Origin of the sequence: Pseudonocardia halophobica (assembly GCF_027922425.1) — a bacterium.
Taxonomy (GTDB): domain Bacteria; phylum Actinomycetota; class Actinomycetes; order Mycobacteriales; family Pseudonocardiaceae; genus Pseudonocardia; species Pseudonocardia halophobica.
Genome location: NZ_BSFQ01000006.1, coordinates 136,117 through 148,901 on the forward strand (window position 1 = coordinate 136,117; position 12,785 = coordinate 148,901).

The window sequence follows — 12,785 nt, forward strand, 5'->3', positions numbered from 1 at the left end:
CTCTCACACCTCCGCAGGCTCCTGCACCGGGGCCTGCGGGCGCCGGGCCCAGGCGGGGGCGTGTTCGGGCAGCAGGCCCAGCCCGAACAGCCGCGCCGGTACGAGCTGCAGCTTCGGGTGGCGCTGGGCGAACCTCACCACCCGCGGCAGCTCGGTCGCCGGCGGCACCGGGGCGTCGGGGTCGACGTCGAGCGCCGCGCCCAGGATCACCCGGTGCAGCCCGCGCTGCACGCCCTGGATCACCGCCGCCGGCAGCCACCGCCGCGCCTGCACCCCGGCCAGCCGCACCGGCGAGATCGGGCCCGAACGCAGGGCCGGGCCGACGATCCGGGCCGCCGCGACGGCGTCGGCCACCGCGAGGTTGATGCCGACCCCGCCGACGGGGGACATAGCGTGCGCGGCGTCCCCGATGAGCAGCAGTCCCGGCTTCGACCAGCGGCGGAGCCGGTCGAGCCGGACGTCGAGCAGCGACACGTCGTCCCAGCTCTGCAGCGCGCCGACGCGGTCGGTGGTCCACGGGATCAGCCGCGACAACCGGGTCCGCAGGGTGTCGATGCCCTTCGCGCGCAGCTCCGCGTCGCCGCCCTTGCGGATCAGGTACCCGCACTGCCAGTAGTCGCCGCGGTCGATCATCACCGCGAAGTGCCCGCGGGTGAACCGCCCGACGCCGCCCTCGGGGTCGCCCTCGAGGCGGGGCAGCCGGAACCACTCGACGTCGAGCGGCACGCCGAACGCCCGGCTGCGCAGCCCCGACGCCTCGCGCACCGTGGAGCCGCGCCCGTCGCAGCCGATGGTGAGCGTGGCCTGCAGGGTGTGCTCCTCGCCGGTGACCCGGTCCCGCCAGCGCACGCCGGTGACCCGGTCCTCGTCGGTGAGCAGGCCGGTGACCTCGGCGTCGCGGACCAGTGTGAAGGTCGGCTCCTCCTCGCCGGCCGCGGCGAGCAGGTTCAGGAAGTCCCACTGCGGTGTGAGTGCGACGTAGGGCCGCGGGTGGTGGAGCAGTGAGAAGTTCCCGATCTGCACGGTGCCGCCGTCGAGCATCGCCCGGATGCTGTCGACCCGGCGGTGCGGCATCGCGTCGAACCGCGCGCCGAGGCCCAGCTCGTCGAGCAGTTCGAGGGTCGAGGGATGAACGGTGTCGCCGCGGAAGTCCCGCAGGAAGTCCGCGTGCTTCTCCAGCACGGTGACCTCGACGCCCGCCCGGGCCAGCAACAGCCCGAGGACCATCCCCGCGGGACCGCCACCGACGACGCAGGCGGTGGTGCGGTCGTTATTCATCATGTGTTGAAATGTACGCCGGAAAGCCTTCGGGCGCCAGGGCTACCCTGGCCCCACCATGAGTACAGTTCGCGTCCGCTTCTGCCCGTCGCCCACCGGCACCCCCCACGTGGGACTCATCCGCACCGCCCTGTTCAACTGGGCGCACGCCCGCCACCACCAGGGCGACTTCGTCTTCCGGATCGAGGACACGGACGCGCAGCGGGACAGCCTCGAGTCGTACGAGGCGATCCTCGACGCGCTGCGCTGGCTCGGCCTCGACTGGGACGAGGGCCCCGAGAAGGGCGGCCCGCACGGCCCGTACCGGCAGAGCGAGCGGCGCGACCTCTACCGCGACGCCCTCGGCCGGCTCGTGCAGGCCGGCGAGGTCTACGAGTCGTACTCCAGCGCCGAGGAGATCGAGGCGCGGCACCGCGCGGCCGGCCGGGACCCCAAGCTCGGCTACGACAACGCCGACCGCGACCTCACCGAGGAGCAGAAGCAGGCCTTCCGCGCCGAGGGCCGCAAGCCGGTCTACCGGCTGCGGATGCCGGACCGCGACATCACCTTCACGGACCTGATCCGCGGCGAGATCACGTTCAAGCAGGGCCAGGTCCCGGACTTCGTGCTCGCGCGCGGCGACGGCACCCCGCTCTACCCGCTCACCAACCCGCTCGACGACGCCCTCATGGACATCACGCACGTCCTGCGCGGCGAGGACCTCCTCTCGTCCACCCCGCGGCAGATCGCGCTGCTGGAGGCGCTGCAGCGGGTCGGGATCGGCAACGGGCCGTTCGTGTACGCGCACCTGCCACTGGTGACCGGCGAGGGCAACCGCAAGTTGTCGAAGCGCGACCCCGAGTCGAACCTCTTCCACTACCGCGACCGGGGCTTCGTCCCCGAGGGCCTGCTCAACTACCTCGCCCTGCTCGGCTGGTCGATCGCCGACGACCGGGACGTCTTCTCGCTCGACGAGATGGTCGCCGCCTTCGACGTCTCCCGCGTGTCGTCGAACACGGCCCGCTTCGACCTCAAGAAGGCCGAGGCCATCAACGCCGCGCACCTGCGGGCGCTCGAGCCGGCCGACTTCGCCCGGCGCCTGGTCCCGTACCTGGCGGCCGAGGGCGTGACCGTCTCCGCGGACGACCCGGTCCTCACCGCCGCCGCGCCGCTGGTCCAGGAGCGCAGCCAGGTGCTCTCCGACGCCGCGCGCATGCTCAAGTTCCTCTTCGTCGCCGAGGAGGACTTCGAGCTCGACGCCGACGCCGCGGCCAAGACCCTGGGTCCCGACGCCGACCCGGTCCTCACCGCGGCCGTGAAGGGTCTGGAGCAGCTCGAGGTGTGGACCACGGCGGCCATCGAGGAGTCGCTCAAGGCATCCCTGGTCGACGGCCTGGGCCTCAAGCCCCGGAAGGCCTTCGGCCCGGTGCGCGTCGCGATCAGCGGGCGGACCGTGTCGCCGCCCCTCTACGAGTCCATGGAGCTGCTCGGGCGCGACCGCTCCATGCGGAGGCTGGGGGGTGCCGTGCAGGGCTCGGAGGGCGTGGTCTAGAGTCTTCTCTGCAAGGGACGCGGACACCGGAACTGCTCCGGCAGCCCGCCGGTGATCGTGTCTCCTTGGGGTATGGTGTAATTGGCAGCACGACTGATTCTGGTTCAGTTAGTCTAGGTTCGAGTCCTGGTACCCCAGCGGAAACACACGTTTCCTCGGTTGTACGGCCAGCCGCGGCCCCGTCGTCTAGCGGCCTAGGACGCCGCCCTCTCAAGGCGGTAGCGCGGGTTCAAATCCCGTCGGGGCTACTCGAAGTTCCTCATCCCGGTTCGCCGGGGTGGGTATCTTCGCTGGTGGTACGTGTGTTGGTCCTGGCCCCGTCGTCTAGCGGCCTAGGACGCCGCCCTCTCAAGGCGGTAGCGCGGGTTCAAATCCCGTCGGGGCTACTCGAAGATCCCCATCCCGTTCGCGGGATGGGGATCTTCGTATTTCCGGGTCATTTCGCGGGCGATGACGAGGCCCGGCCCACAATGCTTTCCCGCTGTGAGGCGGAACTCAGCGGAGGGGCGCGGCTCCTCGCTTCTCGCGCGCTTCGTGACGAGCACCGGCGCAGTTCCGGAGGCGCGGGATTGCAGTGGTGCTCATCTCACGGAGATGCTCGCCAGGCTGCAGTGGGGCACCGGGTCGAGATGAACCTCAGGGCTGTCGGACGCGGCCGGATCAGCCCTGACGTTCATCTCGACGGTTGGGGTGGTCGAGGCACCACTTCTTGTCGTCTGCCGCCAGCGCACCAACCTGCGCGAAGGCGCGACGAGGAGGACTGCGCTGCGTCGGCCCAGTGCGCTGCTAGCCAGCGCCTGGGCCCGGCAGTCCCTCTTACGCCGGCGGCTTCTGCCCGCCGTCCGCCGGAGGCGCTGTGGTCGTCGTAGTGGTGGTGGTGGTGGTCGTCGTCGGCGGCGGCGGGGTTGTGGTGGTGGTCGTCGGCGGCGGCGGAGGTGTGGTGGTGGTTGTGGGCACCACCGGCGGCGGAGGATTGACCGGCTGGGGGTTCTGCGCCGGTGCCTGCGTGCGCGGCGTGGCCCGGTTCGCCTGCTCTGGTGCCGTCTCCTCGGGGGAGGGCTCGACGGTGGCGGTGGGGGCGTCCGTGGCCGGCTCGGGGGTGGGGACCGGCGCGATCTGGCTGGTGTCGATCCGGCTGGTGGCGTTGACCGGGTTGTTGTCCGGCCACAGCGCCACCGTGGCGACCAGCGCCACCGCCGCGACCAGCCCGCCCGCCCCGATCATAAGGAAGGGGGAGCGGCCCTTGCTGGGCGGGGTGTCGTCGTATTCCGCGTAGGAGTCGAAGAGCCCGCCGCCGACCGCCGGACGCGCCGGCGGGCCGCCGAACCGGGTGGCGTCGGCGCTGGTCGGCAGCGCCTCGGTGGGCGCCTCGGAGTCGGGACCGGACCAGACGCCGTAGGCGGGATCGGTGTACGGGGCCCCGCCCTGCGGCGGCCCGGGCGGGCCCCACGCCTCCGTGGCGCCCGGCGCCCACTGGCCCGTCGCCGCGGGGGGTGCCCAGGCCCCGGTGCCCGCGATCTGGGTGGCCGGCCCGCCGTCGGGGCCGACCGCGCCCTGGATGCCGGCACCGCCGAAGACCGCCGCACCGCCCAGCGCGCCACCCAGCGCGCCGCCCACCGCCGGGTGCGCGCCCGTGGCGCCCAGGAGCGCCTGCGGGAGGAAGGCCAGCACGGCGCCCTTGGCGATGGCGTTCTTCGGGTCGGTGTCGACCGCGACCGGCCGCCCGAGCTGCTCGGACACCAGCTGCGCGACGAGCGGGATCCGCGACGAGCCGCCCACCAGCAGGACCGCGGTGAGCGTCTCCGGGTCGGTGCCGGCGGACTCGACGGCCCGGCGCAGCGCGTCGACCGTCTCGGCGATCGAGGGCCGGATGGCCTCCTCGAACTCGCTGCGGTGCAGCCGCACCGACCCGCGGTACGCCGGCATGAGCACCGGGATGGTGACCTCGGTGTCCGCCGACAGCGCCTCCTTGGCCTCGGTGCACTCGCGCCGGAGCCGGGCGACGGCGGCCAGCACGGCCGGGTCGGCCTCGTCGATCCCCGTGAACGCCTCGGGCGCACCTTCGGCCACGTGGTCGAACACGACCTGGTCGAAGTCGACGCCGCCGAGGTGCTCGAGGCCCTCGGGCCGTCCGAGCAGGCCGAAGCCGCCGTCCTTGCGCACGACCGCGGCGTCGAACGTGCCGCCGCCGAGGTCGTACACGGCGATCGTGGAGCCGGTGGGGACGCGCTCGCCGGCGGCGTAGTGCAGCGCGGCGGCCTGCGGCTCGGCCAGGAACGTGACGGTGAGCCCCTGCGCGTGCGCCGCGGCCGCCATCAGGTCCCGCTTGTGGGTGCCCCAGGAGGCCGGGTGCGTGACGGCGATCCGGTCGGCCGGCCCGCCCTCCTGCACCGCGACCTTGTCCACGACCCAGCGCAGCAGCCGCGCGCACAGCTCCTCGGGGGCCCAGGCGCGGCCGCCGACGACGATCGGGGTCGGGTCGCCCACGCGCCGCTTGAACTCGCGCACGACGCGGTCGGGGTCGGTCACCGCGCGACGTTCGGCGGCCTCGCCGACGAGCACCTCGCCGTCGGGGCCCAGGAAGAGCACGGAGGGGACGTCGGTGGAGCGGTCGCCGAGCGACACCATCTCGGGCGACCCGGGCCGGTCGGCACGCGAGACCGCCGCGGCGGTCCTCGTCGTGCCCACGTCGACACCGAGCAGGTAGGTCATCGTCACCGTCTTCGGTCGGTCCTCGGCGCCGACGTGCTTGGGGAGCGGGGCGCCCGTCCACTCTGTCCATCGACAGCGTGGGAGATCACGTTAGCGTCACGGACCGCCCGATTCGGGCACGGGGCAACTCCGCTGCGCCACACGGCGCCACCCGATCTACAGACGGTGCTGCAGCGCCTCCGCCGCGGCCAGCAGGTCCGCCGCCCACCGCACACCCGGCCGCCTGCCGATCCGGTCGACCGGTCCGGACACCGAGACGGCCGCCACGACCTGGCCCTGCGCGTCCCGCACGGGCGCCGAGACACTGGCCACGCCGGACTCCCGCTCGGCGACGCTCTGCGCCCACCCGCGCCGCCGGACGTCGACCAGCAGCCGTTCGGTGAAGGTGGCGCCGGCGAGCACGGAGCGCTGGGTGGCCGGGTCGGACCAGGCGGCGAGGACCTTCGCCCCCGAGCCGGCGGTCATCGGCAACCGGGTGCCGACGGGCACGGTGTCCCGCAGTCCGGACGCGGGCTCGGCCGCGGCGATGCAGACCCGGTGGATGCCGTCCCGCCGGTAGAGCTGCACGCTCTCGCCGGTGATGTCGCGCAGCCGCGGCAGCACCGCGCCGGCGGCCTCGAGCAGCGGGTCGGAGTGCCCGCCCGCGAGCTCGGCGAGGGTGGGTCCGGGCCGCCACCGGCCGTCGGAACCCCGCTGCAGCAGGCCGTGCACCTCCAGCCCGACGGCCAGGCGGTGCGCGGTGGCGCGGGGCAGACCGGTGGCCTCACAGAGCTCGGAGAGCCCCATCGGCTCGTCCGCTGCTGCACGCAGCACCCCCACGGCCTTGTCGAGCACGCCGATGCCGCTAGACTGTCTCACGTCTCGATACTAACTTCCCACGATCTGGGAATCCACCACCGGGGCGCAGCGCACAACCGACGAAGGAGGCGGCAGCGGTGGGACGCACGCTGGCCGAGAAGGTCTGGGACCAGCACCTGGTCCGCAAGGGCGCGGAGAACGGTGCAGGGCAGGAGCCCGACCTGCTCTACATCGACCTGCACCTCGTGCACGAGGTGACGAGCCCGCAGGCGTTCGACGGGCTCCGGCTCGCCGGCCGCCCGGTCCGCCGCCCCGACCTCACGCTCGCCACCGAGGACCACAACGTCCCGACGCTCGACGTCCTCGCCCCGATCGCCGACCCCGTCTCGCGCACGCAGGTGGAGACCCTGCGGCGCAACTGCGAGGAGTTCGGCGTCCGGCTCTACCCGATGAACCACGCCGAGCAGGGCATCGTGCACGTCGTCGGGCCGCAGCTGGGACTGACCCAGCCGGGCACCACGGTCGTCTGCGGCGACTCGCACACCTCCACGCACGGCGCGTTCGGCGCGATGGCGTTCGGCATCGGCACCTCCGAGGTGGAGCACGTGCTGGCCACCCAGACGCTGCCGTTGAAGCCGTTCAAGACCATGGCGATCAACGTCCACTCGGCGGACGGGCGGCTGCGGCCGGGCGTCACGAGCAAGGACGTCGTGCTCGCGATCATCGCGCAGATCGGCACCGGCGGCGGCCAGGGCTACGTGCTCGAGTACCGCGGCAACGTCATCGACAACCTGTCGATGGAGGCGCGGATGACGATCTGCAACATGTCGATCGAGGCGGGCGCCCGCGCGGGCATGATCGCCCCGGACGAGACCACCTTCGCCTACCTGAAGGGCCGCGACCACGCGCCGAAGGGCGCCCAGTGGGACGAGGCCGTGGAGGCCTGGCGCGAGCTGCGCACGGATGCCGACGCGGTGTTCGACGCCGAGGTGGACATCGACGCGGACGCGCTGACCCCGTTCGTCACCTGGGGCACCAACCCCGGCCAGGGCCTGCCGCTGGGCGAGACCGTGCCGGACCCGGCCGCCATCGTGGACGAGAACGAGCGCGTCGCCGCCGAGAAGGCGCTCTCCTACATGGGCCTCGAGGCGGGCCAGCCGCTGCGGTCGATCAAGGTCGACACCGTGTTCGTCGGCTCCTGCACCAACGGCCGGATCGAGGACCTGCGGGCCGCCGCCGAGATCCTCGACGGCAAGCAGATCGCCGACGGCGTCCGGATGCTGGTCGTGCCCGGCTCGATGCGGGTGCGCTTCCAGGCCGAGGAGGAGGGCCTGGACAAGGTCTTCACCGCGGCCGGTGCCGAGTGGCGCTCCGCGGGCTGCTCGATGTGCCTGGGCATGAACCCCGACCAGCTCGCGCCGGGGGAGCGCAGCGCGTCGACCTCCAACCGCAACTTCGAGGGCCGCCAGGGCAAGGGCGGCCGCACCCACCTGGTGTCCCCGCTGGTCGCCGCGGCGACGGCGGTGCGCGGCACCCTGAGCAGCCCGGAGGACCTGGTCTGATGGAGAAGTTCAGCACCCACACCGGCATCGGCGTGCCGCTGCGCCGCTCCAACGTGGACACCGACCAGATCATCCCGGCCGTCTACCTCAAGCGCGTCACGCGCACGGGGTTCGAGGACGGGCTGTTCTCGGCCTGGCGCAACGACGAGTCGTTCATCCTCAACCAGGAGCCCTTCTCCCGTGGATCGGTGCTGGTCGCGGGCCCGGACTTCGGCACCGGCTCCTCGCGCGAGCACGCCGTCTGGGCCCTGATGGACTACGGCTTCCGGGTCGTGATCTCGGCGCGCTTCGCCGACATCTTCCGCGGCAACTCGGCCAAGGCCGGGCTCGTCGCGGCGCAGGTCGAGCAGCCCGACGTCGAGCTGTTGTGGAAGCTGCTGGAGAACGAGCCGGGCACCGAGGTGACCGTCGACCTGCAGGAGAAGACGGTGCAGGCCAAGGACCTGACCGTGCCCTTCGAGATCGACGACTACATCCGCTGGCGCCTGCTCGAGGGGCTCGACGACATCGGCCTGACCCTGCGCCACGAGGACGCGATCGACGCGTTCGAGCGCTCCCGGCCCGCGCACAAGCCGGTCACCACGGCCTGATCCGGGCCTCCGTCGGCGGACCGTCGTCGGTACTGCGCGTGACCACAGTGGTCACGCACCGTACCGGCGGCGGTTTTCGTTGTGCCGCAACGGCTCTTCGGCGGGAAGACCCTTGGCGAACGGCGCAGGAGGCTCTACCGTGCGGGGCCATGAACAAGACCCAGCTGGTGGACGCGCTGGCGGCGCGCCTCGGTGACCGGCGCACCGCGGCGTCCGCAGTGGACGGAGTCCTGGACATCATCGTGGACACGGTCGGTTCCGGCGGGTCGGTGACCCTCACCGGGTTCGGCGTGTTCGAGGCGCGGGCGCGGGCGGCGCGCGTGGCCCGCAACCCGCGCACCGGCGAGACGGTCCCGGTGCCGCCGACCACGGTCCCGGCCTTCCGCCCGGGCACCGCCTTCCGGACCACGGTGGCCGGCAACGACGGCGCCGCCGCGACCGCGAAGAAGGCCCCGGCGCGCAGCCCGCGCCCCGCGACCCGCGCGGCCCGCTCGTCGGGCTCGTTCGCCGCGGAGGAGGCCGTCGCGGCCCCGGCGCCGAAGAAGACGGCCCGCTCCACGGCCGCGAAGGCGACCGCGACGAAGGCCAAGGCCACCGAGAAGGCGCCGGTGAAGGCCGCCGCCAAACCGGCCGCGAAGAAGACGACGGCCAAGGAGGCGGTCAAGGAAGCGGCGGCCAAGGTCGTCAAGGACAAGCCGGCCAAGAAGGCGAAGGCGAAGAAGTAATCCCGAGCCGCATCATGGTTCCACAACGCGCTCCGAGGGCCGCGGACCAGCGCATTATGGTTCCATAACGCGCCAGAGAGCCCGGCCTGACGGCGTTATGGCTCCATAGTGCGTTGGTTCAGGTGGGGCTGGGGTAGTAGTCGGCGGTCCTCAGGGCGCCGGTGGGGTCGGTCGTGAGCACCCACGTGCTGCCCTTGCGGGAGGGCACGGGGGTCTTCTCAGGGTCCGGCACGCCCGTGACCAGCGGGTCGTACTCGTCGAGCAGGGTCTCGACGACGTCGGGGATCACCCCGCCCTGGCTGCAGAGCACGGTCAGGCCGGGGCGGGCGAGCAGCTCGCGGAAGCGGGCGAGCCCCGCGGCCGGGTCCTGCCAGTAGCCCTCCTCGCCGAGCAGCGGCTCGCGCTCGATCTTCGCGCCGTGCGCGTCGGCGTACGGGGAGATCGTGTCGACGCAGCGCACCGGCACCGCGGAGTGGAAGCGCTCCGGGGCGAACCGGCCGAGGAAGTCGACCAGGTGCTCGGCCTGCGTGCGCCCGACGCCGGAGAGCGGGCGAAGGTCGTCGTCGCCCTCCCAGTCCTTGCGGCTGCCCGCCTTCGCGTGCCGGACCAGGAGCAACACCGAGGTCGGCGCGGTGAACCGCTCGAGGACCTCGACGTCGTGGGCGTAGCTCAGCTGCACGCCCGCCTCGGCGGGCGGGAGCCAGACCAGCTCGTCGATCTCGTCGTTGGCCAGGAACCCCGTGGACTCCCGCGCCTCGGCCGACCAGTACCGGACGAGCTTGCTGCCCTCGGGCACGCGGTAGCGCACGTCGCCGAGCCGGGCGCCGAGCCGCGCCCGCACCCCGGTCTCCTCCCAGGTCTCGCGCAGTGCGCAGGCGGCCAGCGACTCGCCGTTGTCGAGCTTGCCCTTCGCGAAGCCCCAGTCGTCGTACTTGTGCCGGTGCACCAGTGCGACCTGTGGCCCGGCGTTGGTCGAGCGCCACAGGACCGTGCCCGCGGCCAGGACGTCGGCCCCGAGCGCCGCGTACAGGTCAGACATCCGGGTGGCCGGCCCTCACTCGTCGACCTGCGACCGCGAGGCGTGCGCGATCATCAGCTCCGCCTGGTGGTCCCGCACCTTCTCCAGGTCTGTGCCCTTCGGCGGGGAGGGCTCCCACGTGCCGTCGCCCTCCAGGACCCAGCAGCGGGTGGCGGGGTCGAGGCAGGAGTCGAAGACGTCGCCGAGCTGCCGGGCGAGCTTCGGGTCGGCGACCCGCAGCAGCACCTCGACGCGGCGGTCGAGGTTGCGGTGCATCATGTCGGCGCTGCCGAGCCAGTACTCGTCGGCCGCCCCGAAATGGAAGATCCGGGAGTGCTCCAGGAAGCGCCCGAGGATCGAGCGCACCTGGATGTTCTCGCTGAGCCCCGGCACGCCCGGCCGGATCGCGCAGATCCCGCGGACCACGATGTCGACCGGCACCCCGGCCTGCGAGGCCCGGTACAGCGCGTCGATCACCTGCTCGTCGACCAGGGAGTTGACCTTGATCCGGACGCGCGCGGTGGGGTCCCCGGAGCGGTGCGACTCGATCTCGTCCTCGATGCGGCGGACGATCCCGCGCCGCACGCCGTAGGGCGCCACGAGCAGGCTGCGGTACGACGTCTGCCGCGAGTAGCCGGTCAGCGAGTTGAACAGGTCGGTGAGGTCGGCGCCGATCGTGGGGTCGGCGGTGAGCACGCCGATGTCCTCGTAGAGCCTCGCGGTCTTGGGGTTGTAGTTGCCGGTGCCGATGTGGCAGTAGCGCCGGATCGTCGAGCCCTCCTGGCGCACGACCAGCGAGGTCTTGCAGTGCGTCTTCAGGCCGACCAGCCCGTAGACCACGTGCACGCCGGACTTCTCCAGCTCGCGCGCCCAGCGGATGTTGGCCTGCTCGTCGAACCGCGCCTTGATCTCCACCAGCGCGACGACCTGCTTGCCGGCCGCCGCCGCGTCGATCAGGGCGTCGACGATCGGCGAGTCGCCCGACGTCCGGTAGAGCGTCTGCTTGATCGCCAGCACGTTCGGGTCCGCCGCGGCCTGCTCGATGAAGCGCTGCACGCTCGTCGAGAAGGAGTCGTACGGGTGGTGGACCATGACGTCGCCCTCGCGGAGCGTGGCGAACACGCTGCGCGGCATCTCCCGCTCGCCGAAGGCCGGGTGCGTGGCCGGGCGGAAGGGCTCGTCCTTCAGGTCGGGGCGGTCGGCGCCGTAGACCTCCCAGAGGCAGGTGAGGTCGAGCAGCCCGGGCACGGTCACGACGTCGCCCGGGTCGACGTCGAGCTCGCGCAGCAGCAGCTCCAGCACGTGCTCGCTCATGGTGTCGACGACCTCGAGCCGCACGGGCGGGCCGAAGCGGCGGCGGGCGAGCTCGCGCTCGAGGGCCTGCAGGAGGTCCTCGTCGCGGTCCTCCTCGACCTCGAGGTCGGCGTTGCGGGTCACGCGGAAGGCGTGCACCTCCGCGACCTCCAGGCCGGGGAACAGCTCGCCGAGGTGGGCGCTGATGAGGTCCTCGATCGGCAGGAACGTGACGTCCCGGCCCGGCTTGCCCTCGTCGTCCTGCACCCGGACCAGGCGCGGGACGTTGTTGGGCACCTTGACCCGGGCGAAGCGCTCGGTGCGGCTGTCGGTGTCCCGCACCGTGACGGCCAGGTTCAGGGAGAGCCCGGAGATGTACGGGAAGGGGTGTGCGGGGTCGACGGCCAGCGGCGTGAGCACCGGGAAGACCTGCGCGGCGAAGTAGTCCGACAGGCGCAGACGCTGGGCGTCGGACAGGTCGCTCCAGCGGCGGATGTGGATGCCGTTCTCGTCGAGCTCGGGGCGCACCTCGTCGAGGAACACGCGGGCGTGCGCCTCGGAGAGCTGCTGGCTGCGCTCGGCGATCCGCGCGAGCTGCTCGCGCGGGGACAGCCCGTCGGCGCTGCGCACGGCGAGGCCGGTCTCGTCCCGACGCTTCAGCCCGGCCACGCGGACCATGTAGAACTCGTCGAGGTTGCTGGCGAAGATCGCGAGGAACTTCGCGCGCTCCAGCAGCGGCTGGCTGGTGTCCTCGGCCAGCGCGAGCACCCGGGCGTTGAAGTCCAGCCAGGAGAGCTCGCGGTTGAGGTAGCGGTCGTCGGGCAGCCCGCTCGGCGCGGCCAGGGTGGTCGGCGCGGGCGGTCCGATCGGGGCGGCGCCCGCCCCGTTCGCGGTGGTCGGGGCGGTGGCGGTGCTCGCGCTCGTGGGAACGGGCGCCGGCCCGGGCGCGGCCGCCTCGACCTGGGCGCCGGCCCGCGAGGCGCGCACCGGGGTGGCCCGGCGGCGCGGGGCGGCCTTCTTCGCGGTCGACCGGCGGCGGCCGTTGGTCCCGGCGGCGCCGGTCTCGGTGTTCTCGGGGCCCGTGCTCACCGCCGGGATTCTTCCGCACCGGCCGCCCCTCCGACTCGTCGGAGCGACCGACATCCGGGTGAACTCTCGGTCACGAGCGGATCACGAATGGCGGTTGACCTGCGACGGCGGGGTCGCTTGTGCCGGAAATCGCAACCGTGCCGCGGTCCGCCGGGCGGATCCCGATGATCCACGGGCGAAGCCGGCCGG

The 12,785-nt window shown here is 72.8% G+C and carries 9 protein-coding genes and 3 tRNA genes; 7 read left to right on the forward strand and 5 right to left on the reverse strand.

Annotated features, from left to right (window positions below):
• Positions 1 to 3: 3 nt before the first annotated feature.
• Entirely contained in the window at positions 4 to 1,281 is a 1,278-nt protein-coding gene (locus PKE99_RS10200) for an FAD-dependent oxidoreductase (RefSeq protein WP_037044884.1), read from the reverse strand.
• Between the two features lie 55 nt (positions 1,282 to 1,336).
• Between PKE99_RS10200 and gltX the strand changes: the two genes are divergently transcribed.
• From gltX to PKE99_RS10220, 4 genes are all read left to right on the forward strand, one after another.
• The gene (gene gltX, locus PKE99_RS10205) at positions 1,337 to 2,809 is read left to right on the forward strand and encodes a glutamate--tRNA ligase (RefSeq protein ID WP_051737304.1); all 1,473 of its coding nucleotides are present in this window, start codon (positions 1,337 to 1,339) and stop codon (positions 2,807 to 2,809) included.
• A gap of 66 nt (positions 2,810 to 2,875) precedes the next feature.
• Positions 2,876 to 2,947 (forward strand) — tRNA-Gln (locus PKE99_RS10210).
• 37 nt (positions 2,948 to 2,984) lie between these two features.
• Positions 2,985 to 3,057, forward strand: a tRNA-Glu gene (locus PKE99_RS10215).
• 65 nt (positions 3,058 to 3,122) lie between these two features.
• Positions 3,123 to 3,195, forward strand: a tRNA-Glu gene (locus PKE99_RS10220).
• A 430-nt stretch (positions 3,196 to 3,625) separates the two neighbouring features.
• On the opposite strand, the gene PKE99_RS10225 is transcribed toward PKE99_RS10220, so the two are convergent.
• Positions 3,626 to 5,521, reverse strand: a complete 1,896-nt coding sequence (locus tag PKE99_RS10225; protein ID WP_063739741.1) for an Hsp70 family protein — start codon at positions 5,519 to 5,521, stop codon at positions 3,626 to 3,628.
• A gap of 156 nt (positions 5,522 to 5,677) precedes the next feature.
• A complete protein-coding gene (locus tag PKE99_RS10230; RefSeq protein ID WP_197040584.1) occupies positions 5,678 to 6,379 on the reverse strand; it encodes an IclR family transcriptional regulator in 702 nt (233 codons plus the stop codon).
• A gap of 77 nt (positions 6,380 to 6,456) precedes the next feature.
• On the opposite strand from PKE99_RS10230, the gene leuC reads away from it, so the two are divergent.
• From leuC to PKE99_RS10245, 3 genes are all read left to right on the forward strand, one after another.
• Positions 6,457 to 7,881 carry a 3-isopropylmalate dehydratase large subunit gene (gene leuC / locus PKE99_RS10235; RefSeq protein WP_037044888.1) on the forward strand — a complete coding sequence of 475 codons (1,425 nt, stop codon included), beginning with the start codon at positions 6,457 to 6,459 and terminating at the stop codon, positions 7,879 to 7,881.
• Positions 7,881 to 8,471 (forward strand): 3-isopropylmalate dehydratase small subunit, encoded by a 591-nt coding sequence (gene leuD, locus PKE99_RS10240; RefSeq protein WP_037044892.1) that lies wholly within the window; start codon positions 7,881 to 7,883, stop codon positions 8,469 to 8,471. Before leuC ends, leuD begins: the two co-directional genes overlap by 1 nt.
• 149 nt (positions 8,472 to 8,620) lie before the next feature.
• On the forward strand, positions 8,621 to 9,196 hold the full coding sequence (locus PKE99_RS10245; protein ID WP_037044894.1) for an HU family DNA-binding protein: 576 nt from the start codon (positions 8,621 to 8,623) through the stop codon (positions 9,194 to 9,196).
• Between the two features lie 118 nt (positions 9,197 to 9,314).
• Here PKE99_RS10245 and PKE99_RS10250 read toward each other — a convergent pair whose 3' ends face one another.
• Positions 9,315 to 10,235, reverse strand: coding sequence for an NUDIX hydrolase (locus PKE99_RS10250; RefSeq protein ID WP_037044896.1), 921 nt, complete (start codon positions 10,233 to 10,235; stop codon positions 9,315 to 9,317).
• A gap of 15 nt (positions 10,236 to 10,250) precedes the next feature.
• Positions 10,251 to 12,650: an RNA degradosome polyphosphate kinase gene (locus tag PKE99_RS10255; protein ID WP_425566535.1), complete on the reverse strand. Its 2,400-nt coding sequence runs from the start codon at positions 12,648 to 12,650 to the stop codon at positions 10,251 to 10,253.
• Positions 12,651 to 12,785 lie beyond the last annotated feature (135 nt).

Bases quoted from the DNA above. Each gene is read 5' to 3' on its own strand.
- PKE99_RS10245 (WP_037044894.1), top strand. From the start codon at position 8,621: ATGAACAAGACCCAGCTGGTGGACGCGCTGGCGGCGCGCCTCGGTGAC.
- gltX (WP_051737304.1), top strand. From the start codon at position 1,337: ATGAGTACAGTTCGCGTCCGCTTCTGCCCGTCGCCCACCGGCACCCCC.
- PKE99_RS10225 (WP_063739741.1), bottom strand. From the start codon at position 5,521: ATGACCTACCTGCTCGGTGTCGACGTGGGCACGACGAGGACCGCCGCG.
- PKE99_RS10255 (WP_425566535.1), bottom strand. From the start codon at position 12,650: ATGTCGGTCGCTCCGACGAGTCGGAGGGGCGGCCGGTGCGGAAGAATC.
- leuD (WP_037044892.1), top strand. From the start codon at position 7,881: ATGGAGAAGTTCAGCACCCACACCGGCATCGGCGTGCCGCTGCGCCGC.
- PKE99_RS10250 (WP_037044896.1), bottom strand. From the start codon at position 10,235: ATGTCTGACCTGTACGCGGCGCTCGGGGCCGACGTCCTGGCCGCGGGC.
- PKE99_RS10200 (WP_037044884.1), bottom strand. From the start codon at position 1,281: ATGATGAATAACGACCGCACCACCGCCTGCGTCGTCGGTGGCGGTCCC.